Annotated in this window: 18 protein-coding genes and 3 tRNA genes; 8 read left to right on the top strand and 13 right to left on the bottom strand. The window is 37.7% G+C overall.

What is annotated here, in order from left to right; all coding sequences use genetic code 11:
* Nucleotides 1–65 precede the first annotated feature (65 nt).
* From B6258_RS14155 to B6258_RS14140, 4 genes are all read left to right on the top strand, one after another.
* Complete coding sequence (locus B6258_RS14155) at nt 66–1157, top strand: NADH:flavin oxidoreductase/NADH oxidase (RefSeq protein ID WP_099075799.1); 1092 nt, start codon at nt 66–68, stop codon at nt 1155–1157.
* A gap of 264 nt (nt 1158–1421) precedes the next feature.
* A complete protein-coding gene (locus tag B6258_RS14150) occupies nt 1422–2051 on the top strand; it encodes a CatB-related O-acetyltransferase (RefSeq protein WP_099075798.1) in 630 nt (209 codons plus the stop codon).
* A 407-nt stretch (nt 2052–2458) separates the two neighbouring features.
* Nucleotides 2459–4201: a YadA-like family protein gene (locus tag B6258_RS14145; RefSeq protein WP_099075822.1), complete on the top strand. Its 1743-nt coding sequence runs from the start codon at nt 2459–2461 to the stop codon at nt 4199–4201.
* 135 nt (nt 4202–4336) lie between these two features.
* A complete protein-coding gene (locus B6258_RS14140) occupies nt 4337–4654 on the top strand; it encodes a hypothetical protein (protein ID WP_099075797.1) in 318 nt (105 codons plus the stop codon).
* Nucleotides 4655–4884: 230 nt separating this feature from the next.
* Here B6258_RS14140 and B6258_RS14135 read toward each other — a convergent pair whose 3' ends face one another.
* The 7 genes from B6258_RS14135 to ttrS form a co-directional block, all read right to left on the bottom strand.
* Nucleotides 4885–5295 (bottom strand): acyl-CoA thioesterase, encoded by a 411-nt coding sequence (locus B6258_RS14135; RefSeq protein WP_023581781.1) that lies wholly within the window; start codon nt 5293–5295, stop codon nt 4885–4887.
* Between the two features lie 106 nt (nt 5296–5401).
* Nucleotides 5402–6181, bottom strand: a complete 780-nt coding sequence (locus tag B6258_RS14130; RefSeq protein WP_099075796.1) for a PhzF family phenazine biosynthesis protein — start codon at nt 6179–6181, stop codon at nt 5402–5404.
* A gap of 162 nt (nt 6182–6343) precedes the next feature.
* Complete coding sequence (locus B6258_RS14125; protein ID WP_099075795.1) at nt 6344–7879, bottom strand: peptide MFS transporter; 1536 nt, start codon at nt 7877–7879, stop codon at nt 6344–6346.
* Nucleotides 7880–8299: 420 nt separating this feature from the next.
* Nucleotides 8300–9508, bottom strand: a complete 1209-nt coding sequence (mdtG, locus tag B6258_RS14120) for a multidrug efflux MFS transporter MdtG (protein ID WP_099075794.1) — start codon at nt 9506–9508, stop codon at nt 8300–8302.
* A 272-nt stretch (nt 9509–9780) separates the two neighbouring features.
* Nucleotides 9781–10722, bottom strand: a complete 942-nt coding sequence (locus B6258_RS14115; RefSeq protein ID WP_099075793.1) for a Kdo(2)-lipid IV(A) acyltransferase — start codon at nt 10720–10722, stop codon at nt 9781–9783.
* A 74-nt stretch (nt 10723–10796) separates the two neighbouring features.
* Nucleotides 10797–11399 (bottom strand): tetrathionate respiration response regulator TtrR, encoded by a 603-nt coding sequence (gene ttrR, locus B6258_RS14110; protein WP_099075792.1) that lies wholly within the window; start codon nt 11397–11399, stop codon nt 10797–10799.
* Between the two features lie 10 nt (nt 11400–11409).
* Nucleotides 11410–13173, bottom strand: coding sequence for a tetrathionate respiration histidine kinase TtrS (ttrS, locus tag B6258_RS14105; RefSeq protein WP_099075791.1), 1764 nt, complete (start codon nt 13171–13173; stop codon nt 11410–11412).
* Nucleotides 13174–13350: 177 nt separating this feature from the next.
* Between ttrS and ttrB the strand changes: the two genes are divergently transcribed.
* Genes ttrB through ttrA form a run of 3 tightly spaced genes read left to right on the top strand, consistent with a single transcriptional unit; the run spans nt 13351 to nt 18192 of the window.
* Nucleotides 13351–14094, top strand: coding sequence for a tetrathionate reductase subunit TtrB (gene ttrB / locus B6258_RS14100; RefSeq protein ID WP_072068548.1), 744 nt, complete (start codon nt 13351–13353; stop codon nt 14092–14094).
* Entirely contained in the window at nt 14091–15119 is a 1029-nt protein-coding gene (gene ttrC / locus B6258_RS14095) for a tetrathionate reductase subunit TtrC (protein WP_099075790.1), read from the top strand. The genes ttrB and ttrC overlap by 4 nt, the downstream gene beginning before the upstream one ends.
* Nucleotides 15112–18192: a tetrathionate reductase subunit TtrA gene (ttrA, locus tag B6258_RS14090; RefSeq protein ID WP_099075789.1), complete on the top strand. Its 3081-nt coding sequence runs from the start codon at nt 15112–15114 to the stop codon at nt 18190–18192. The genes ttrC and ttrA overlap by 8 nt, the downstream gene beginning before the upstream one ends.
* A 266-nt stretch (nt 18193–18458) precedes the next feature.
* On the opposite strand, the gene B6258_RS14085 is transcribed toward ttrA, so the two are convergent.
* From B6258_RS14085 to B6258_RS14060, 6 genes are all read right to left on the bottom strand, one after another.
* Nucleotides 18459–19061, bottom strand: coding sequence for a response regulator transcription factor (locus B6258_RS14085; RefSeq protein ID WP_099075788.1), 603 nt, complete (start codon nt 19059–19061; stop codon nt 18459–18461).
* Between the two features lie 273 nt (nt 19062–19334).
* Nucleotides 19335–19589, bottom strand: coding sequence for a biofilm formation regulator BssS (gene bssS, locus B6258_RS14080; protein ID WP_023581791.1), 255 nt, complete (start codon nt 19587–19589; stop codon nt 19335–19337).
* A 211-nt stretch (nt 19590–19800) separates the two neighbouring features.
* Nucleotides 19801–20853, bottom strand: a complete 1053-nt coding sequence (gene pyrC, locus B6258_RS14075; RefSeq protein ID WP_099075787.1) for a dihydroorotase — start codon at nt 20851–20853, stop codon at nt 19801–19803.
* A gap of 198 nt (nt 20854–21051) precedes the next feature.
* A tRNA-Asn gene (locus B6258_RS14070) sits at nt 21052–21127 on the bottom strand.
* 323 nt (nt 21128–21450) lie between these two features.
* A tRNA-Asn gene (locus tag B6258_RS14065) sits at nt 21451–21526 on the bottom strand.
* 349 nt (nt 21527–21875) lie between these two features.
* Nucleotides 21876–21951, bottom strand: a tRNA-Asn gene (locus B6258_RS14060).
* Nucleotides 21952–22247: 296 nt separating this feature from the next.
* On the opposite strand from B6258_RS14060, the gene B6258_RS14055 reads away from it, so the two are divergent.
* Nucleotides 22248–23189: an AraC family transcriptional regulator gene (locus tag B6258_RS14055; RefSeq protein WP_240531595.1), complete on the top strand. Its 942-nt coding sequence runs from the start codon at nt 22248–22250 to the stop codon at nt 23187–23189.
* The last annotated feature ends 9 nt before the right edge of the window (nt 23190–23198 follow it).

Below are 23198 nucleotides of genomic sequence, written 5' to 3'. Positions count from 1 at the left end.
AGGTATATCGAAAAGCGAAGATATTTTTCTTTGCATAAATTCTTATTGATAGCAGGAGGCTTTAAATGAGTTTGTTGTTCTCCCCTAAAAAATTAGGCCCCCATCAGCTAGATAACCGTATTATCGTTGCACCTATGTGCCAATATTCAGCACAAGAAGGTTACCCGACAGCATGGCACACTATGCATTATGGACAGCTAGCACTATCGGGTGCTTCGCTAGTGATTGTTGAAGCAACCGCGGTTGAGCCAAGAGGTCGTATTAGTTATAAAGATTTAGGCATTTGGTCCGATCAACATGGCAGTGAATTAAAAAAACTTGTTGATAATGTTAAGCAATATTCACCTGCAAAAATGGGTATACAGATTGCACATGCAGGACGTAAAGCATCGACCGATTTACCTTGGAATGGCGGAGCATCATTAGCACCCGATTCTCCTAATGGATGGCAAAAAGTCGCACCTTCAGAAATTCCTTTTGGAAAGGCTCATCAGCCTTATGCTCTGGCTATTGATGAAATTGAAGAAATAAAACAAGCTTTTGTTGATGCTGCAAGAAGAGCTGAGTCAGCAGGATTTGATGTCATCGAGATCCACGGTGCTCATGGATATTTATTGCATGAATTCCTATCACCATTATCAAATCACAGAACGGATCAATATGGTGGTGATTTTAACAATCGCAGTCGGTTATTAGTAGATGTCTTTGTCGCTGTGAAAAATGCTGTTTCCGATAATGTTTGTGTTGGCGTCAGAATTTCTGCGACAGATTGGGTTGAAGGAGGCTGGGACTTAGAAAGTGCAATTGCTTTAACACAACATCTTGAAGAACTAGGTTGCCATTATATTCATGTTTCTTCTGGTGGATTATCAGAAAAGCAAGAAATTAAGCTGGGGCCTAATTACCAAGTCCCCTTTGCTCAAGCAATTTATAATGAAACGCAACTGCCAGTTATTACTGTTGGTCTCATTACTGAGCCAGAGCAAGCCGAAGCCATTTTACTTACAGAGCAAGCTGACTTTATCGCTTTAGGTCGAGGTATTCTTTATGATCCTCGTTGGCCTTGGCATGCGGCGGAAAAACTCAAACAAACCATAAAAGTAGCACCTCAATATTTACGTTGTGCGCCTTATGGTAGCAAAGATTTTTTTAAATAATGATATCAAGCCACGGGGAATAACAGGGTGTTATTAAGGGTATCCGTGGCTTTTTCTTTAATCATCTTTATGATGGTGCGGATAAACTGCAAGCCTAAACGTATTACGTTGTAAAAATTGGTCGTAAACAAGATGAAAAAGACTCCGTTATTGCTTCAACCAAGGATTGTTTAAGACGATGTGTTTTGAATGCGAACACATCATCAAAGAATTAAGCATTCTAAGCATTCTTTGATGACTCATTAATTTATTGCGAGTCATATTATGAAAAATAAACATTGGTCGCGCGTAGAATATTTGCACGAAACAGTTAAAAATAAAAACATTATCATTAAAGGGCAACACAGTTATTACAGTGATTGTTGGGATGATGGTTTTGAAGCTTCGGTTGTTCGCTATCTTTATGGTGATGAAGTTAGCCTGCAATGGGAACCATTGTGGGAAATTGATAAATTATATATTGGTGATTATGTCTGTATTGGTGCACAGGCAGTTATATTAATGGGCGGAAATCATACTCACCGTATGGATTGGTTCTCACTTTATCCTTTTATGGATAAGATAGAGGAAGCCTATATTGGTAAAGGTGATACCCATATTCATGATGGTGCATGGATAGGAATGCGTGCAATGATAATGCCAGGTGTAACAGTTGGAGAAGGTGCTATTGTTGCGGCTAATAGTGTTGTTTCCAAAAATGTTGAACCTTATAGCATTGTGGGAGGCGTACCCGCGAAACACCTTAAATATCGTTTTGAACCAAAAGTTATTGAGCAACTTTTATCTTTAAAGATTTACCAATGGTCAGAAAAGAAATTTGAAGCACTTAGACCTTTTTTATGCCAATCATCAATTGATAAATTATTAATCGCAGAAACGCAATTTATTGAGTAACATTAAACCCCTCAGCGTAAATAAGCTTAGGGGTTTTTACTTAGATTTTCTTTTAATATATATTAATAAATAGCATTAATATTTATGGAATAGAGTTATTTTTTATTTGATCATTGTCTCAAAAATAAAAATCTTTTATTTTTATAAATAATGAATGAATTTATTTCTTTAATTTTAATTTCATTTTCTCTTTTTTTGTTTGATTTCTTTAGTTGTTGATTATTATTAAGATATAAGCTAAAAAGACATTTTTATTTATAATGAAGTTAATTATATGATGGTGTTATTATATTTAATTAATAGAGTTTCAATTTATTATTAGTTTATTTCATAAGATATATAATGTGTAAAAAATAAAATACAGATTACTCTATATATAACTTTATTAATTATGGAGTAATATGAATATGATTAAGATTAAAGATTTTAAGGTGAAGTTATTAGTAATTTCATTATTATCATCACCTTTATCTTATGCAAATAATACGACTTTATTAGGTGGGAATAGTAAAGCAGATGGTGATGAATCTACGGCGGTTGGATATAATACGTGGGCACATTCTGATCAATCAACGGCAATAGGTGCTAATGCAGGCGCTGAAGGTAAAAGTGCAACGGCAATAGGCCATAAAAGTACAGCAATTGGTGATAATGCGATGTCATTGGGAAGTGGTGCAATGGCAATTGGTGACGGTTCTCTTTCTATTGGATCTCAAGCTTATAGTGAAAATAAAGATTCAATTAGTATAGGAAAAGGAGCAATAAATAATGCTGAAAATGGTGTTATTTTAGGGAGTGGTAGCCGCCTTTCTGATACTGCTGATAATTCAGTGATTATTGGTAGCAAGTCTTCAGGAACAGCAAGTAATGCAATTATATTAGGTGATAACAGTAATAATAATCGTAATAATACATTATCAATTGGTAGTGACAAAAATCGGCGGCAAATTATTAATGTAGCCGAAGGCACAGAAGATACCGATGCTATTAATGTCTCTCAATTAAGAAAAGAAAAAGAGAATGTTCTTATTGAGGCAGATAAGCGTATTAATGAAAATAATAAGAATGTTTATAATAAAATAGATCAAGAAAAAGAACAAATTCTTAAAGAGACAAATAATAAAATAAATGATAATAATAAAATAATAAAAGACGATATTGCTAAAGCTAATGATGAGGTACTAAAAAGAAGTGAAATAAAAGCCAATGAATTAGCTAATAATGCGGAGAAGAAAGCAAATCAATATACTGATAGTAAAATAGAAAAAAATCAAGAAAGTACAATTAATTATATCAATGAAGCAAAAAATGAATTTCATATCTATAGTGAAAATAAATATGCTGAATTGAAATCCGGTGTTGAAGATTATACTAATAATCGAGTTGATGAAATGAAAGGTGATATTGAAAAAAATACCAACGATAAAATTGCTAAGTCTGAAGGTGGTATTAAAGATTATATTAATAATAAAATTATTAAAGTTGAAAATAGTGGTAAAAAATACACTGATTTTAAAGTAAATGAACATCATGAAAAAACAGTAGAGCATATCACAAATACTAGAGATGAAATTATTACATTAACAAACAACCAAGTAAGAAAATCTGAAAGAAATGCCAATGGTTATACTGATGTTGAGATTAGTAAAATAGCTTCAGGTGTAGAAGGGCTTATTAGTAAAAATAATGAAAAAATAATTAAAGAGCGTGACAGATATATTACACAAAAAGGAAATGAGTATATCAATGTGACAAATACGATAATTAATGAAAGAGATGAGTCGCTGAAAGAATATATTGAAAAATCAAAAAATGACTCTATTTCTATCGCAAATGAATACACTAATAATAAATTTAAAAATATCTTTATTGATAACGATATTGTACTTAAGAATATGGATAATAAAATAGATAAGGCAGATAAAAGGGCAAGTGCAGGTATTGCCTCTGTCGCTGCGATGGCGAATATTCCTTACGTGACCAATCATACGTTTAGTTTAGGCGTGGGAGTGGGTAATTATCGCGATGCGAATGCATTTGCAACAGGTGCTCAGTATCAAATAACAGAAAGCGCCATTATCCGTGTCTCTGCTTCATGGAATACAGAAGATCGCGGCGTTGTCGGCGGAGGTGTTTCTTATGGCTGGTAAAGCACTTTTGCATTATGTTCAATAGAATGAAAAAAATAGAGATAAGGCTGTTTCTTTTTTATCTATCTACTGGCTTTTATGCCTTCGATTTGAATAATAAAGGTAACAGCCTTTGTTTTCTATAATGAGTAAATTATGATCTATCTTTATTCTGGTGGTGGTGTTTTTGAAAAACAAGTAAGAATTAATCAAGTCGCAACGGAAAAAGCGCAAGAAATTGCTAAAAATAAGATAAAACAAGTAGTACAACTTAAAACATTTGCAGACTTTCCTATTGATATTGAAGATGTCGGGGTGATATTACTGATTGAACCCACGATTGAATTAGCGCTTGAAGTGGGGCGACAGTATTCACAATCAACGGATATTGTTATTGCTGAAAGTGCAACAGTAGGAAGGAAACTGACTATTTGTCAGATTGAATTTGTAGTAACAAAAATCTGTGTGCTCTGATTTTTTGGTTTATTCAGTTATCCACATTAACTGTGGATAACTCTTGTCTTACATGTTAGTAATCTTATTATTTGTTGATTTTATTGAATATTTTATATTGATTGAAAAATATCCATTTAAAATAATGTTCTTAATGCTTTGTTATTCTTAAAAATAAAAAAGAACATAATAAAATCATGTGGTTTTTAATTAAGAGAGATAAAAAGTATGACAAATCTCTCTATAAGGTACTATTTATCGAATAATGGCGTTGGTTTGCCGTCATGATCAACCGCAACGAAATTAAACTGGCCGTGGATCACTTCTTCACGACCTTCCGCGTACATATCTTCAAGAAAAATAGAAACATTTACTGTTAAACTGGTACGTCCAACTCGAATAACTTCACCCACTAATTCAATAATCGTCCCCGATGGAATAGGGTGATTAAAATTTATTTTTTCAGTTGAAACTGTCACTAGGCGTTTACGGCTAAAGCGGGTGGCGGTAATAAATGAAACTTCATCCATCCAAGCTAATGCAGTACCACCAAAGAGTGTTGAGTGGTGATTAGTGGTAGTGGGAAATATGACTTTAGATACACGGGTGACTGAATTTTTAATTTTATCTTGTAGCTCAGGAGATAAGTCAGAGATAGACATAACAATAAAGCCTTCTTCTTTTATACTGTAGGGAGAAATTCCTCACAGTATAAAATAGAGTAAATTGAAAGCAAAGTAGATGAATGGCTGATTATGCCGTCTGTAATTAAAAGGTTATTTCGCCAGTTAAAAAGAGTGCAGCAGCTCCTGTCAGTAAAACTCGATTATCTTTTAGCACACAGTCGATATTTCCACCTCGTTTTGAAACTTGTCTTGCTTGTAATTGTGTTTTATTGAGTTTATTACCCCAAATGGGTGCCAATACACAATGTGATGTGCCTGTAACCGGATCTTCATTCACGCCTTTTACCGGCGCAAAGAAGCGAGAAATAAAATCAAATGGCGCATGACCTTTAGCTGTGATAATAACACCAGGTAAAGGCAACTGCGCAATTTGAGTGAAATTAGGTTGGTAGTTAATGATTGTTTCTGGATCAGATAAAAAGCAAACATAACGATCACGTGCTTGCCAAACTTCATCTATTTGTAATGCTAATCTTTCTTCAAGGGCTGATTTTATATCGTTATTTAATGTCGCGGGTATAGTTGGGAAATTAAGTGTAAAGAGAGAGCCTTGGCAAGAAACCGTGAGTTCACCTGAAAGAGACTGAAATTTAAAGAGATCATTAGAAGACTGTTTTATTGTTTTTAGTACAAAAGCAGTGGCTAATGTTGCGTGTCCACAAAGAGGAACTTCAATTTTGGGTGTAAACCAACGGATATGATCACCCACTAAAAAAGCAGTTTCAGGTAAATTAATCTCACTAGCAAGTGTCATTAAGGTGTCATCAGGCAACCATTCTTCTAACAAAACAACCGCTGCGGGGTTTCCTGAAAAAGGCAGAGAGGAAAATGCATTAACATAATAAATAGGGAAAACCGTCATTCCATTACCTTAGCGATAAACTATCAATAAATAGAAGGTAATGAGATTAAGTGTTTTAAATATCGGGTGCAATAATTAAAAACAGCATTAAAATAGTAGGATATAAAAGCAAAAAGCCATGCCTAAGTAATTAGACATGGCTTAGATAATTAATGCATTAGATTAAGCTTGTGCTTTCTCTTTGCTATCTGCGCTTTGTAAAAGCTTACGAACTGGAATAATCAGTGCAGCAAGAACAACAGCACAAATAACCAGAGCGATGGAAACATGAGAGAAGAAGTCAGGCATTACATCCAGTTTGTCTGGGCGGATATTTCCCCCCATTAAACCCGCTGCCAAATTACCTAATGCACTTGCACAGAACCATAATCCCATAACCTGACCACGCATTTTAGCAGGCGCTAAAATAGTCATTGTGGCAAGCCCAATTGGGCTTAAGCATAATTCACCTAATGTCAGCAATAAAATACTGCCAATTAACCAAAGTGGTGAAACGCCTTGTCCTGTTGCAATAACACTTTCAGATGCAAACATCATGACGGTAAAGCCACCTGCTGCAAATAAAATACCAATCACAAACTTAGTCATACTGCTTAAATTCATATTCTTGCGTGCCATCATTGGCCATAACCAACTAAATACAGGCGCAAGAATAATAATAAACAGGGCGTTAACTGACTGGAACCAAACTGCGGGGATCTCAAACCCCATAAAGTTTAAGTCAGTATAGTCGTTGGCAAATAAGTTAAATGATGTCGGTTTTTGTTCGAATGCAGACCAGAAAAGGGCTGCTGAAACCAATAAGAGGAAACAAACAAATAAGCGAGAACGGTCACTACTACTTAATCCAGCAAAGAGGAATAAATAGATAAAATAGGCGATAACACTACCGGAAATCACATAGACCATAAAGTTAGCCACAACAACTGGGTTAAAAGGAATAACACCAGAAATAATCAGGCCAACAATTGCTATAAGAACGACAGATAATGCTAAGATCCATTGACCGACATTACGACGAACAACGGTTGGGCGATCCCAACTTGAATCTAAACCGACTTCGCTATCAAAGCGACGCATGGTAGGTACTGCGTAAAAGCGGAAAATCAGTAACGCAACAAGCATACCAATCCCACCGATACCAAAGCCCCAATGCCAGCCATAATCACGCACTAAGAAACCCGTGATGAGTGGTGCAATAAATGAGCCCATATTGATCCCCATATAAAATAAGGAGAATCCACCATCACGGCGAGTATCATCCCTTTTATATAAGGTTCCTACCATCACAGTTACGCAGGTTTTAAATAGCCCTGTACCCAATACAATCAGTAATAAACCGATAAAGAACAGATCTTGTGACCAAAACGCAGAAAGTGCGATGGATAGGTGCCCTAACGCGATAAAGATAGAGCCATACCATACAGCTAGGCGCTGACCTAACCAGTTGTCAGCCAGCCAACCTCCTGGCAGCGATGTTAAATAAACACCGCCTGCGAAAATACCCACAATAGCAGATGCCTGCTCTCTGGGGATTTCCATGCCACCCTCATAAACGGTTGCCGCCATAAATAGAATTAATAATGGGCGAATACCATAGAAAGAAAAGCGTTCCCACATTTCGGTGAAGAAAAGGGAGCTTAATGGATATGGGTGGCCAAAGAAAGTTCGGCTAGATTTTGAGTGAGTAGATTGCATCTTAAATTCCCAAAAAAAACCTCTACAGGTCGTTTGCAAGTAAAAAGAACAAAATATTAGCGAGCGGTGAAACAAAATTATTTCATTCTGTTATCAATATCCGGCGCATTTAATTAATATATTTTTAACATACTTTTGTCAGAATTTAGCGACTAAAAGTATATTTAATACTTTATAAACCATTTTTTGGTGCAAAAGTCGATAAAAATCTCATTTTGCAATAGTTAACCTTGCAATTTTTTGAAAAAAGAGGACAAGAAAATTTTAAAGACCTTAACAAATGGGTTGTAAGAATATTCTTAATAAACAATAAATTACAAAAAATAGAATAAAAAAAATAACAATTAGGCATTTAAATGTAAAAGTGTAATTTTTTGAAGAAAAAAAACTATTAACTGATCTTATTTGTGGTTTTTTTGACTACTTTTCTTGTGGCGTTCTAAAGCTTAACCAAGAGTAAATTAGATTAAAAAAGACAACGACTGCGGTGAAATAAAAAACAGCTCTAAATCCATAGCTTGCAGCAACAAAAGAACCTATTAACGGTCCCGTAACATTTCCAACATCTCTTAGTGCTTGGTTATAGCTGAAAATTCGACCTGCAATAGCAGGAGTAATGTTATAGAGAATAAGCGTTTGCACCGCAGGTAACATGGCTGCATTGACTGCCCCAAGTAAAAAACGTAGCGCGCCAAGTTCCCAATAACTATTGACCAGCGCCATTGGAATTAACATAAAAATAGAGAGCCCAAGGGTAAAAAGAAGGACTTTATCGGGACCAATTCGGTCACCTAATTTACCAAAACGAGGCGCGCTAATAAGTGCGGCAATACCGGGTACAGAGGCGACAACACCACTGATAAAGGCAAGGTTGCTAACTGAACCTGTTAATTCACGGATATAAAGTGTCAAAATAGGGGTAACAGAGCCCGTTGCTACTTGAATGATCATTGTGGTGAAAAACAGGCACACAACGAGTCTTTTATTTTTAAGTGATGAAAAGACCTGTTTTGTGGTTAGTGCATCTTTTTTAGAAACAGGTGTGAAGTTTTCACTTACGAAAAAGAGGGTGACTAAAAAGCAAATAAATAAAACGGCGGAGGTAATAAAGAAGACAGGTCGTAATCCATAGAGATCGGCAAGCATACCGCCAATTAAAGGGCCTATTAACGCGCCACTCACTGCGCCTGTTGAAAGTGTACCTAATGCCCAACCACTTTTTTTAACCGGAACTTGGGTGGCAATTAACGCATTTGCATTCGGAACAAAGCCACCTAATATGCCAAGTAAGGCTCGTAGTACTAATAACTGCCATATATTTTGAGCAAATCCAATTAATACCATCACAATCGCCATACCAAGGGCTGAACGTAATAGCATTAATTTTCGACCTTTTCTATCTGATAATTTTCCCCAAAAAGGCGCAGCAATGGCAGAGAAAAGGAAGGTAATACTAAATGCAACACCGGTCCAAAGATTAAGCTCTTCGTGATCGGTTATACCTAGTTCTTCTACATAGAGTGGAAGAAAAGGCATGATCAGGCTAAAACCAGCGCCAGTTAAAAAACAGCCAAACCAGACAATATAGAGATTACGTTTCCAAGAATTATTTCGGGGCTTGAGATCCATGTTACTCCTTTAGCCGAGAACGAGAGAGTAAACCAAGAAAATAGACTGAAAATAACCGTAGCGATGTTGAGCGTGGCAACAACGAGTCGGTTTTCTTATTTTATGATGAATAAGAATATAGCTATGATACAGAATAAGTGCGATAGGTCTTGCTCTTATAATGTGTTTTGCAGGAGTTTACAGCTTGTGCTGTTATTGATTTTATTATTGTTATTTTAGTGCATTGTAATATTACAAAGTGGCTGTTTGGGAATAAAACAGCCACTTTGTGATTAGTGTACTTTCTTTATTTCGTTATATAAAGAAGCGTCACCTTCTGGGCGAGTTTTAAATCGACGATGCAACCACATATATTGGTCAGGCGCACGTAAAATCTCTTGTTCAACCACTTTATTCATCGCTTTAGCGGTATTTTCATCATTATCAACAGGAAAATCAGCAACAGGGGGTGAGATAATTAACTCATACCCCTTGCCTTCTGGTAAGCGTTTTGGGGTAAATGGAATTAATGCAGGATTGCTGGTTTTTGCCAGAATATACGTTCCCGTTGTTGTTGCCGCTTTATCAACCGCAAACAATGGCACAAAAACACTTTTACGTGGGCCATAATCATGATCAGGTGCATACCAAATAATTTCACCTGCTTTTAAAGCACGGATCATGCCTTTGACATCTTTTCTGTCGATCATAAATTTATTAGAGCGTAATCGACCCCATGTTTGTAGCCAGTCCATAACGGGGTTATCGTTGGGGCGGTAAACACCGACGCCAGGGTTATAAATACCAAAAATCCGAGCACCCAGTTCAAGTGTCAGAAAATGGATGCCAATAAGCAAAACACCTTGTCCTTTTTCTTGAACCATTGAGATATTTTCAAGTCCACTGACTTTAAACCAACGTTTTACACGCCATTCAGGCCAAAACCAAGCCATGCCAGTTTCGAATAATCCCATACCAACAGATTCAAAATTTTTATTAACTAAGGCTTCTCGCTCACTTTTCGGCATCTGTGGAAAACAGAGCTCAAGATTACGTTCTGCTATTTGGACGCGTTTTTTTAAAAAAACCTTCGAAAAACGACCTAGGCGTGTACCTAGCCAATAAATGACAGGATAAGGAAGGAGAACCAGAATATAGAGTAATCCAATCCCGAACCAAGTCAGCCAATATTTAGGCTGCAAAAATGATTTTTTAAATGGAGGTGACTTTATCATAAGCCTATCTATTTACTATTTTTCCAATGAATATCTTATATTGTGACACTTTTTAGCGCAGATAAGAAATTTTGTCATAAATTAGGTGAAATTATTTCGATGCCTTGTAATGCAGTCACCAATTCGGCGATATTTTTAGCTGCCATTTTATCCATCACTTTTGCTCGATGAACTTCGACGGTTCTTATTGAAACACAAGCAACTTCTGCAATTTCTCGGTTCATTAATCCTTGAATAACATAATAAGCAATGTCTTTTTCTCTTGGCGTTAATGAAGCATAACGGCGACGAATATCATGTGCGGTAAAACGCATATTGGTTTCAAGAAATGCCGCATCTAAAGCAGATAACAACGCATTGCTATCAACGGGTTTTTGTAGAAAGTCGATAGCGCCTTTTTTGATCTCTTCAACCGCCATGGGGATATCGCCATGACCCGTTAAAAAAATCACCGAAAGAGTGCTGTGCTTATCAATTAAATGCTGGTGGACTTGTCTGCCATCGGGCTTTGGCATTCTCATATCTAACAATACAACACCTTGCTGATAGAGATTGACATTGTTGATAAAGAACTCGCTATCATTCCAGACATGAGCTGAATAACCTAAGCTTTCTAATAAAAACTGACAAGCATCAGTGACAGCAAGATCATCATCAACAAGATGAATTGTTGGCATTTTTTCTCCGTTATTTATTTTTGTTAGGGAAAATAAGTGTGATTTTTATTCCAACTTTATTTTGTTCATTTTTTTGGTTTTCAATATGAATATCAGCACCTTGAGAAAGCAATAAACGTTGGCAAATCACTAAACCTAATCCAAGTCCTTCCGTTTTTGTTGTTTGGAATGGGGAAAAGGGTTGTTCAAGTTGGCTGTGGCTCATTCCACCTGCATCATCTTCAATGACAATAAGTAACCTATCAGGGGCCTTATGGGTGCTAATTTTTAGCACGTTAGCGCCTGCTTGGAGACTGTTGGTGATTAAATTCGATAAAATTTGCTCTAATAATGTTTCGGGTAAACACAGGGTATCATGTTCATCAATATGGGTGATCAGTGAAACCTGTGGGTATTTATCTTCTACGCGTAAAAGCTTCCAGACATGTTGGATACACTCCGCAATATTTTGATGAGAAAGTAAAATTGTATCCGTATTAGGTGTTTGTTTTCCAACCCATAAACGTAGATTTCTTATGATATCAGCACCGCGTTGTGCCTGCTTATCTATTTGTTGCAATGCAGGTAATAATGGGTGCGATTCATTCTCTTTTTTAAGGCGAATAACGCTCCCTTGTGCATAGCTTTTAATGGCAGAAAGTGGCTGATTAAGTTCATGAGCAAACCCTGATGCCATTTCTCCCAATATATTTAAGCGTTGGGCGTGTTCTAATTCTTCCTTTTGCTGCCTTAATCGATTGTGAGCGTGTTCCAGTTGACGACTACGACGCCTAACTAAATAGCTGACCCAGACTTGGTTTAGGATGAGAAAAAGGATAGCGGCCAATGAGAGTCCAATAATAAATTGGTGCTGTATCGCCCAACTTTGCGCATCTTGCCAAAGCTGCCTTTGTCGAGGATGTTGGTTGACTTCCCTTAATAGATTTTCAACTTGTGTATGTGAAGCAGGGGCTCCCCATTTCATCGGTTTACTGTCATCGGTGAGTAAAACGCGCGTGACTTTATCGACAAGTTCATCAGGAACGGTATCTAGTGCGGCAAATGACCAATTAGGGTAGAGCGGTGTACTGGTTAAACAAGGCGTACTGGTTTGATAGGAAATTACAGGGCGGTAATCACTTTTACGAATAAGTCCTTCACTATCCATATTTTCCAGTAAACAGACGGGAACAATTGCAGCATTAATATCTTTATCTCGTAAGAGATAAAGTAAAGCATCAGCCGGAAAACCAGTGAAACGTAATGTGAAATCTTTATCAGGATCAATACCTTCCTCTCGTAGCGCTTTGTAACCTAAAAGATAGCCGCCAAAGGCATCAGGTGCGATGGCACCAACGCGTTTCCCGATTAATTCATGGGCAGAAGTAATCGGACTGTCGTTACGGACAAGAATTAGGCTACCAATGACATTTCGTGTTGTGTTATCAGGCTCATAGCCAGAGCGTAAGGAGAGCAACCAACGTAATGGAAATGCATTATCTAATTGAACAAATTGCGCAGGATTTGTGAGTAAAAAATCAACATTTTTATTCGCAACCGCTAACTTCATCTCCTCCAGATTTAACGGCATTAGCGTAAAGCTTTCTGACGGAAATTGTTCATTTAAGGAGTCAACAAGCGGATGCCAATGTCTTTGAGTGGATGCATCACCACGTAGTGCTAAAACGCCGATTGTCCACTCTTTTGCTGTGGCGTGTAGCGAAAATACAAAAAAGAGCAGTAATAACCCGATGTTTACTGCGTTTCTTATCCCAATTGTCTGTTTTATCGTCATAAATATCTAATGTTAAATATTGTTTTGGATCAAGTTCACACTTGGTATGTGGTAAACCACAATAGGTGTCGTCTTCAGTAATTTTTACAATGCACTTATAACAAAACACATACTTTTTAATTTCTATTTCCTTCACTCATAGTGAGATTGTGTTATTGAGTGATGCTGGAGACAAATATGGATCTTGGAAAACGAAAATTTTTACAACAATTAGGGGTCCTTACTGCGGGTGCTTCACTGGTTCCCTTAGCTGAAGCCGGCATTAAATTATCACCTGAGCGTCGTGAGGGCTCGGAAGATAAACGCTACGGAATGCTGATTGATTTACGCCGTTGTGTAGGATGCCAGTCCTGTACAGTAAGCTGTAATATTGAAAATCAGACGCCTCAAGGACAATTTAGGACGACAGTAAACCAATATCAGGTTGCTATCAAGGGGCAAGAGGGGATAACCAACGTCTTACTGCCTAGATTATGTAACCATTGTGATGAACCACCTTGTGTGCCAGTTTGCCCTGTTCAAGCGACCTTCCAACGTAAAGACGGCATTGTCGTCGTTGATAATGAACGTTGTGTTGGCTGTGCTTATTGTGTTCAAGCCTGTCCTTATGATGCCCGTTTTATTAATCACTCAACACAAACAGCAGATAAATGTACTTTCTGTGCACATCGCCTCGAAGTTGGATTACTGCCTGCGTGCGTTGAATCTTGTGTCGGTGGTGCTCGTATTATCGGCGATATGAAAGATCCTAATAGCACTATCAGCAAAATGCTGCGTACACATGAAAAAGAGCTGAAAGTATTAAAACCAGAAAGTGGCACATTACCACAAGTTTTCTATCTCGGCCTCGATGATGCATTTGTACAACCGTTAGCAGGTCAAGGACAACCCGCATTATGGCAGCAGGAGGTTCACTCATGATCCCGCAAGTTTCTCAAATTCAAGAAGTCATCGCGATCCCTCAAGAATATTTTTGGTTACCTTGGGCTGTGCAATATTTCTTTTTTATCGGTATTGCTTGTAGTGCAACGCTTTATGCGTGTTGGCAGTGCTGGAAAGGCTGTGCAGGTAATCAACGTTTAGAAGCAGTTGCTGTATTTATTGCAGTAACAGCCGGTATTACGGCACCTCTTGCTTTAACGGCAGATTTACACCAAACAGCGCGTGTGTGGCATTTCTATGCTTATCCAACACCGTGGTCGTGGATGGCATGGGGGTCACTGTTACTGCCGTTATTCTCAGCATTTAGCATGCTTTACTTTGCTGCAATGGTCGTTCGCTTAGTATGGACGCGTGAATACAAATTAACGCGTTGGGTTGCATTAGCTTGCTCATTAACTGCAATTGGTTTGCTGTTATATACAGGTCGTGAAGCATCTATCTTAAAAGCAAGACCTGTGTTGTATACCTATTGGTTACCCATACTGCTGTTCTTTAGTGCAATGCAAGTACTACCGACATTACTCGCATTAGGAACACGTCGTGAACCTGTACATCAACGTGAATTAGCAATGTGGTTTGTGAGTTCACTGATGTTATTAGCAGGATGTACGGGTTTTTGGGTTGCTGGCGATACGATTTCAGGTCAAGCAATTAGAGCGCAATTAGCAATGGGAAGTCTTGGCTGGTGGAGTGCCATGGGCGTTATCGCACTATGGGTTATCTCTGTCGCGATGGGACTTTTGATGGCAAAACAAGCTCGTTCGGTTGTGTTTATTACCATCATGGCATTTGTATCAATGGGACTTGCGTGGGTATTACGTTGGTTAATGTTGATGGGTGCTCAATACATTCCAAAATATAACATAATTACAAATCCTTATGAGTTTACGCTAGGTAACGATGGACTGATGGCAATTGTCGGTACATTTGGGTTGTGGATAGCGTTAACCATTTTATTTAGAGAAAGTATTCGTTGGGTTGTCAGGAGAGTGCAGCATGGCTAAGTTTACAAGACGTCAATGGCTTAAAGGTGGATTAGTTATCGGTGGTATTGCCGCATTTGCTGCCAGCTACCGTGATGTTGCTAAACGTGCCATAGATGGTTTAGTTGATGGCACATCAGGCAAAGTGACACTTGATAGGATCAATGGAAACTCTTTATTACCTGAAGGTAAAGTTGTAAAAGACGCAAAATGGCAAGCGAATACAGATCAATCTGTTTGTATGACGCAATGTTTTGGTTGCTGGACACAATGTGGCGTTCGTGCTCGCGTTGATAGAGCAAATAATAAAGTTTTACGCATTGCGGGTAATCCTTACCATCCACTTTCTCATGATCATCATTTTGGCTATAACATGCCAATTAAAGAAGCATTTGAAAAAATGGGTGGCGAAAGTGGTTTAGAAAACCGCTCTACGGCTTGTGCTCGTGGTGCAACCATGATGGAAAGCCTTGATAGCCCAACACGTATTCTTGAGCCGATGAAACGCGTGGGTAAACGCGGTGAAGGTAAATGGAAACGCATCAGTTTTGAGCAGTTGATCCAAGAAATTGTTGAAGGCGGCGATCTTTTTGGTGAAGGTCATGTTGATGGTTTACGTGCTATTCGTGATTTAGAGACTTTGATCGATCCAACGCAACCAGCTTTAGGCCCTAAAGCTAACCAATTATTAATGACAAACGCGGGTGATGATGGACGTGACACGTTTATTCGTCGCTTTGCTCAAAATGCATTTGGCAGTAAAAACTTTGGTGCTCATGGCTCTTATTGTGGATTAGCGTACCGTGCGGGTTCTGGTGCGTTAATGAACGATTTAGATAAAAACGCCCACGTTAAGCCTGACTGGGATCACGTTGAATTTGCGCTGTTTTTAGGTACATCACCCGCACAATCAGGTAACCCATTTAAGCGCCAAGGTCGTCAGTTAGCTAACGCACGAATTCGTGATTCGTTCAATTATGTGGTTGTTGCGCCAGCTTTACCTTTAACAACGACATTAGCTAACGATCATGGGCATTGGGTTCCTGTTCAACCAGGAACGGATGCAGCTTTAGTGATGGGAATGATCCGCTGGATCATTGAAAACAATCGCTACAATGCAGAATATCTGTCCGTGCCAAGTGAAGTTTCAATGAAAAATGTGGGTGAGAAGAGCTGGACGAATGCGACTCACCTTGTGATCAGTGATGAAAAGCATCCTCTGTCAGGGCAAATGCTGACAACGGCACATTTTAATGATGTTGCAGAAGGGGAAGAGCAAACCTTAGTTTTATCACTTGAGGGTGAATTAGTTCCATCAACCCAAGTTGATAAAGCACAATTATTTGCTACGCATACGGTGACATTAAAAACGGGTGTCACTGTTACGGTTAAATCAAGTTTCCAATTACTTGATGAAGCGGCTAAACGTATGACACTGGTAGAATATAGTCAACGTTGTAAAGTGCCAGAAACAACAATTGCTGCATTAGGCCGTGAATTTACCGCTTATGGCCGAAAAGCCGCAGTTATCTCTCATGGCGGTATGATGGGCGGTAATGGTTTCTATACTGCATGGAGCGTGATTATGCTTAATGCGCTAATAGGTAACTTAAACCTTAAAGGTGGGGTATCTGTTGGGGGCGGTAAGTTTAATGGTGCAACTGATGGCCCATGTTACAAAATGGATAGCTTTAAAGGTAAAGTTAAACCAAAAGGCATGGTGTTATCACGCAGTAAAGCCGCCTATGAGAAATCTGATGAATACCGTGAGCGTGTAGAGAAAGGGGAATCCCCATATCCAGCCAAAGCACCTTGGTATCCGTTTGCTGCTGGACAATTAACTGAGCAGCTAGGCTCTGCATTAGCAGGTTATCCTTATTCATTAAAAGCATGGATAACGAATATGACCAACCCTATTTATGGGATTGCAGGTATTCGCCAAGTGATGGAAGAGCGCTTGAAAGATCCGAAGCATTTACCTTTGATTATTGGCATTGATGCTTTTATGAATGAAACAACCGCGTTGGCAGATTATATCGTTCCTGATACGCATAACTTTGAGAGTTGGGGATTTAGTGCGCCTTGGTCTGGTGTTCAAACTAAAGCAAGTACAGCACGCTGGCCGATTGTTGAACCTCGTGTTGCAAAAACAGCTGATGGTCAGCCAATTTCAATGGAAACATTCTGTATTGCTGTTGCGAAAACTTTAGACTTACCGGGCTTTGGTGATAAAGCAATTGAAGATATGGATGGTAACTTTTATCCAATCAATAGTGCAGAAGATTACTATTTACGTGTTGCCGCTAATATGGCGTTTATGGGTGAGAAACCAGTTGCACCAGCAACCAATGAAGATATTTTATTGAGTGGTGTAGACCGTATTTTACCAGCGATAACATCAACGTTAAAAAATGAAGAAGTCCGACAAGTTGCTTATATCTATACACGAGGTGGTCGTTTTGCACCTTATGAAAAAGCATGGAATGGTGATGAGACTGGGCCACAATGGAAAAAACCATTACAGATTTGGAATGAAGAAGTCGCGAAAAACCATCATGCAATAACCGGTGAACGTTATAGTGGTTGTCCGACTTATTATCCACCACGTTTATCGGATGGTAGTGATATTCATCAGCACTATCCGGAAGAGCAGTGGCCATTAAAATTAATGTCCTTTAAGTCTCATGTAGTGAGTAGTTCAACAGGCATGATCCAGCGTTTAAGAATGGTAAAACCGAGTAACTTAGTCGCAATTAACCCTCAAGATGGTAAAAAATGGGGCGTTAATCATGGTGATAAAGTTCGTATTGTTACACCGGGCGGACAAGTTGAAGCTGAGATTAGCTTACTCGATGGTGTAATGCCTGGCGTTTTAGCGATTGAACATGGATATGGGCATCAAGAGTTAGGCTCTCGTCAGCATTACTTAGATGAACAACCATTACCGATGGATAAAGGCATTGGCAGTGGTATCAACCTTAATGATTTAGGGTTTGCCGATCCAACACGTCAAATCACTAATACATGGTTAGATTGGGTATCTGGTGCATCTGTTCGTCAAGGTTTACCTGCTAAGATTGAACGTATTGCTTAATTATCAATTTGGTATTTTAAATAATCACTTCACTCTCTATTTAAAGAAGAGTGAAGTGATTGTACGACAAATCAGTTTTACTTTATTTTTTATAAGATAAAGCTATATTCGTTTAATTATTTTAATATCACATGTACCCTACATACATAATATTATAATAAATTTAAGGTGGACAACACGCATATTAGCCACCTCATTTACAGTGAGTAATAATGGGAATTGGACTCCTTTTTTCTTCTGTTTATTTTTATTGAAATATAATAAGATTATTTATCATATATGTATTTTAAAATATTATAGATGAAAAATAATTCAATTCTATTTTTAACATTAATCTTTTCGGTAATATGTCTTTTATGTGAATATACGGTGCTACTACTAATGGACAGTTTTTTGGCAATTTGATGATTAGGTATTTCACTCATCCAATAATTAATAATTTTTTGTTCTTGTAAACTAAAAATAGAACATAATGAATGTTTATAAGTTGGAAAGAAAACTTGGCACCGAGATGTGAACAAAGATGTCTTTTCAAGTACCCAAGGAAGTATCTTTTTGGGAAGGATAAAACAGTTGTTTGTCAATGCGATAGGTCTTTCTTTGTCTGGATAGTTAGCATCAATATAAAGATAAAGCCGACAGCTTCTTGTTGAAATGAAAAAAAGTTGCAAATGTGGGCAGAGTGCTATTTCACGACAATACTTTGTGAGATCAATAAATATAATATCTGGCATTGAGTGACTAATATAATTATTGGCTTCTTGTATAGATGGCATATCAATTATTTCATGTCTTACATTTCTCTTCGAAAAATAATGCTTTATACCGTTACGAGTAAAAAAACATTCATCAATAATTAATACTTTCACAAATAACTTCCTTGTTTATAGCCGTTTTAATTTATTAAAATAAAGATAATCTTATTTTATGTCAATTCGGCTTATATGTTCTTTTCTTGAAGATATATCGAATAAAAATGTTATGATTACTTTCCCATTAAATGGAAGTTAATTTATTAATATAACTAATTATTTGTATATGGATATAAACAATATGTGATAGTGAATTATAGAAAGATAAAATGAGAACAGGAGTACCAAGTACTCCTGCTTTGCGTTCGCTATCTTTTCTAGATCTTTTCATTAATGCTTGGTGTTGTCTGTAACAGAATCTTCAGATGACTCAATTTTATCAATACCTGCTTGAAGAATATGAATCAACTGTTTAGCTATGTCTGTTGTGAGCCAAAGTGTCTTATCTACAACTGCGTTTTCTGGATGATGTTCGTTTTCAGGAAGATAATGTAAACGCAACATCATGGCATCGTAGATGTCAACGGTACTGATGTCCCAGCCTACAACAGGATGTGTCTGAATAACTTCATTTTTTCTACTCATAATACCTCCTAATCATACAACCGGTTTTGACTAAGAGAGAAGCTCCCACACAAAGTGGTTACTTTTCAGTATACGAGATTTATCGTGATTACAAAGATAAATTTTTGTTATAACAAAAAAATGTGTGCTGGCGCTGATAAAAGAATAATGCACCATTAACAGTCGAACAAATGTTATATGGTGCATTTTAGATAAATATCAAGGGGAAGGATTAATCGACAGTGATATCCCAATGAATATTTTCATTTGCTAAGAAAGGAATAAGTGCTTCATTACCACAAAGGATTTGTGCTGGAGCCTCAACCGTTTTTTCAGTTAATGTGATGGTTCCTTCATTAACAGGTAAACCATAAAAACGGGGGCCATTTAGAGAACAGAAAGCTTCAAAGTGTTGTAATGCATTGAGTTCTTTAAATACGGTTGCATAGGCTGCCAGTGCAGTTGGTGCATTAAAGACCCCTGCACAACCACAAGATGATTCTTTGCGGTGTTGTAAGTGAGGTGCAGAATCTGTACCTAAGAAAAAGCGAGAATTTCCTGATGCAACAGCTTCTCTTAGCGCGTCTTGGTGAACGTTGCGTTTAAGAATAGGTAAGCAATATAGGTGAGGTTTAACACCACCCACCAACATATGATTGCGGTTAAACATTAAATGTTGCGGAGTAATAGTGGCACCGAGAAATTCATTTCCTTCTAATACATACTGAGCGGCTTCTTTAGTTGTAATGTGTTCAAAAACAATCTTTAGCTCAGGAAATTGCTTGCGTACAGGAGACATAACGCTATCAATGAAACGTGCTTCTCTATCAAAAATATCAATACTTGAAGCGGTTACTTCGCCGTGGATCAGCAATGGCATACCAATTTTTTCCATCACACTTAAGATAGGATAAATCTTTGTGATATCGGATACACCATGACTTGAGTTAGTTGTTGCATTCGCAGGATAAAGTTTACAAGCAGTAAAAACACCTTGTAAGAAACCTTGTTCGACTTCTGAAGGCTGTGTGCTATCTGTTAAATAGCAAGTCATTAACGGTTCGAAGTTATCTCCGGCAGGAATAGCTGCTTTGATGCGATCGCGGTAAGTGCGAGCAGCTTCAATCGTGGTAACAGGTGGAACAAGGTTTGGCATGACAATAGCTCTGCCAAAATAGCGACTGGTATAAGGAACAACAGTTTTTAGCATGTCATCATCACGAAAGTGAACATGCCAATCATCAGGACGGCGAATAGTGAGGGTGATAGGTTGTGCAGTGGTCATATACCGGCTCCGTGTGTCTTAGGAAAATCGAAAGATCAAGGATTGGATTGGACTAGATAGTCAAGCCGGAAACGAATGCTAATACGAAAACGATTAAATAGCTACCATTTAATCGCATTTTTTTATTATGTTTTTGGATTTGTGTAAGGTGAAACAGAGAATAAAATCAAAAGGTTACGAGGGTGACACAAATGGAAATGGCTCCTCCAACTGGACTCGAACCAGTGACATACGGATTAACAGTCCGCCGTTCTACCGACTGAACTATGGAGGAACATCATTAAGTGGCGTGTATCATATAGTGGGTGATTTGATATGTCAAAGGACAATCGTCGATATTTGTTTAAGTGCATAGATAAACAACATATTGCGTACTTCTAAAACAGATATTCCAATAATGAGGTGATAAACATTTTTAACAGGCTGTTTTTTACACACAGAAGACTGTAAATAAAGATAAAAAATAAAGAGATAACGTATTTGGAACAACGCTGAGATCTGAAAAATAAAAAGGATAGAAAAATAAGAAAGGGATTGATAATAGAGAAGCTGGAAAGCAAAAAGCCTGCACTATCATAGCGCAGGCTTTTCTAAATTTGGCTCCTCCAACTGGACTTGAACCAGTGACATACGGATTAACAGTCCGCCGTTCTACCGACTGAACTATGGAGGAAGCGAGTTCTCGTGAGAACGAGACGGATAATAGCGAGGGCAGTGAACTTTGTAAAGTAAAAAAAGTGAAATAATAGTTTAAGTGGTTAAAAAATAACTAATTTATGGTTTTTAAATCAAATAAGGTGGTTTTGAGTTTAAAAAATAGTCAGAGGAACAGTGTTGATTGAAGTGATCTTATAAAAAGGTGTTCTTTTATGAATGATTTTGGGTTAATGCAGAATTGAAACCGCAGATGTATAAGATGAAGAGAGATACCAAGAAAACAAATAAGAAAATAGAGGAGTCAAAATAGCTGATGAGTAGAAAGCAAAAAGCCCGCACTATGACAGTGCGGGCTTTTCTAAATTTGGCTCCTCCAACTGGACTTGAACCAGTGACATACGGATTAACAGTCCGCCGTTCTACCGACTGAACTATGGAGGAAGCGAGTTCTCGTGAGAACGAGGCGAATAATAGCTATCCTCGCTCACCTTGTAAAGTAAAAAAATGAAAAAAATAACTGTTTGCTCAAGAGTGCATCAGATTGTTTCTTTTTTGACAAAAATGTATAAAAAATAAATGGTTATAAGTGGGATTAATATTTAAAATCACATTTCTACTCGATGAAATGAGTCTTATATTGGAAAGAAAAGATAAGACGTTTTTTTAAAACAAAGTTTTTCATACTATTTAGTAATACAATCTGACAAATTTAAAGACTAACTGAAGATCCAGGGACGATGGATACTACGAATTTATCAGCACCGATGGTATTAGAGTTTGAGCAATTTAAAAAAACACTTCTTCTATATACAAAAGATAAAGAAGGGGGATGGGATACCGCTGTTTCTGGTTTAGCATTGTGTCGGTATACTTCTATTACAGAGTCAGAAGGTTGGATGTATGAACCGAGTTTAGCTATTGCTGCGCAAGGTGCAAAGCAGATCACGATAGGGCTAGAGACAAATTGCTATCGTCCTATGAACATGCTTCTAACATCATCAGAAATACCTACCTTTGCTAAAGTTTGTGAAGCTTCCAAAGAAACGCCTTTTTTAGCAATATTGCTAAAATTAAACCTCGCTCTATTACCTGAGTTGCTAGCTGAAAATAAGTTTGAATTACTACAAGAAAATAATGAGATCAGAGCTCAACAAATTGTTCAAGCAACCGCGCCAATCTTACAAGCAGTAACAAGGCTTATAAAACTAATAGATACACCAGAAGATGCACCTTTTATTGCTCCTTTGATCCAAAAAGAGATCCTTTATTACTTATTACGATCAAATGATGGCGCACGTCAGCAACTATTAGCATCGCAACATCCTCAGTGTCGGCAAATTAGTCATGCTCTTGATTGGATTAAACAACATTATCGCGAAACAATTCGGATTGAAGATCTCACAACGTTAGTGGGTATGAGCACCTCTTCATTTCATTTTCATTTTAAAAATCGAACGGGCATGACGCCGTTGCAATATCAAAAATGGTTACGACTGAATGAGGCGAGAAGGATGATGCTGATAGAAATGAGTGACGTTTCTGAAGCGGCATTTATTGTGGGCTATGAAAGCCCATCACAATTTAGTCGTGAATATCAGCGATTATTTGGGTTATCGCCTTTAAAAGATATTCAACGACTAAAAGTATCGGGTTCAGAAAAGGTATCTTTGGATTATTAGGCAAGAATA

The organism is Proteus alimentorum (assembly GCF_002607735.1).
GTDB lineage: Bacteria > Pseudomonadota > Gammaproteobacteria > Enterobacterales > Enterobacteriaceae > Proteus > Proteus alimentorum.
This window is presented reverse-complemented; position numbering and strand designations above follow the sequence as displayed.

Coding starts and splice junctions, on each gene's coding strand:
- B6258_RS14155 (WP_099075799.1), top strand. CDS start 66: ATGAGTTTGTTGTTCTCCCCTAAAAAATTAGGCCCCCATCAGCTAGAT.
- B6258_RS14150 (WP_099075798.1), top strand. CDS start 1,422: ATGAAAAATAAACATTGGTCGCGCGTAGAATATTTGCACGAAACAGTT.
- B6258_RS14145 (WP_099075822.1), top strand. CDS start 2,459: ATGATTAAGATTAAAGATTTTAAGGTGAAGTTATTAGTAATTTCATTA.
- B6258_RS14140 (WP_099075797.1), top strand. CDS start 4,337: ATGATCTATCTTTATTCTGGTGGTGGTGTTTTTGAAAAACAAGTAAGA.
- B6258_RS14135 (WP_023581781.1), bottom strand. CDS start 5,295: ATGTCTATCTCTGACTTATCTCCTGAGCTACAAGATAAAATTAAAAAT.
- B6258_RS14130 (WP_099075796.1), bottom strand. CDS start 6,181: ATGACGGTTTTCCCTATTTATTATGTTAATGCATTTTCCTCTCTGCCT.
- B6258_RS14125 (WP_099075795.1), bottom strand. CDS start 7,879: ATGCAATCTACTCACTCAAAATCTAGCCGAACTTTCTTTGGCCACCCA.
- mdtG (WP_099075794.1), bottom strand. CDS start 9,508: ATGGATCTCAAGCCCCGAAATAATTCTTGGAAACGTAATCTCTATATT.
- B6258_RS14115 (WP_099075793.1), bottom strand. CDS start 10,722: ATGATAAAGTCACCTCCATTTAAAAAATCATTTTTGCAGCCTAAATAT.
- ttrR (WP_099075792.1), bottom strand. CDS start 11,399: ATGCCAACAATTCATCTTGTTGATGATGATCTTGCTGTCACTGATGCT.
- ttrS (WP_099075791.1), bottom strand. CDS start 13,173: ATGACGATAAAACAGACAATTGGGATAAGAAACGCAGTAAACATCGGG.
- ttrB (WP_072068548.1), top strand. CDS start 13,351: ATGGATCTTGGAAAACGAAAATTTTTACAACAATTAGGGGTCCTTACT.
- ttrC (WP_099075790.1), top strand. CDS start 14,091: ATGATCCCGCAAGTTTCTCAAATTCAAGAAGTCATCGCGATCCCTCAA.
- ttrA (WP_099075789.1), top strand. CDS start 15,112: ATGGCTAAGTTTACAAGACGTCAATGGCTTAAAGGTGGATTAGTTATC.
- bssS (WP_023581791.1), bottom strand. CDS start 19,589: ATGAGTAGAAAAAATGAAGTTATTCAGACACATCCTGTTGTAGGCTGG.
- pyrC (WP_099075787.1), bottom strand. CDS start 20,853: ATGACCACTGCACAACCTATCACCCTCACTATTCGCCGTCCTGATGAT.
- B6258_RS14055 (WP_240531595.1), top strand. CDS start 22,248: ATGGATACTACGAATTTATCAGCACCGATGGTATTAGAGTTTGAGCAA.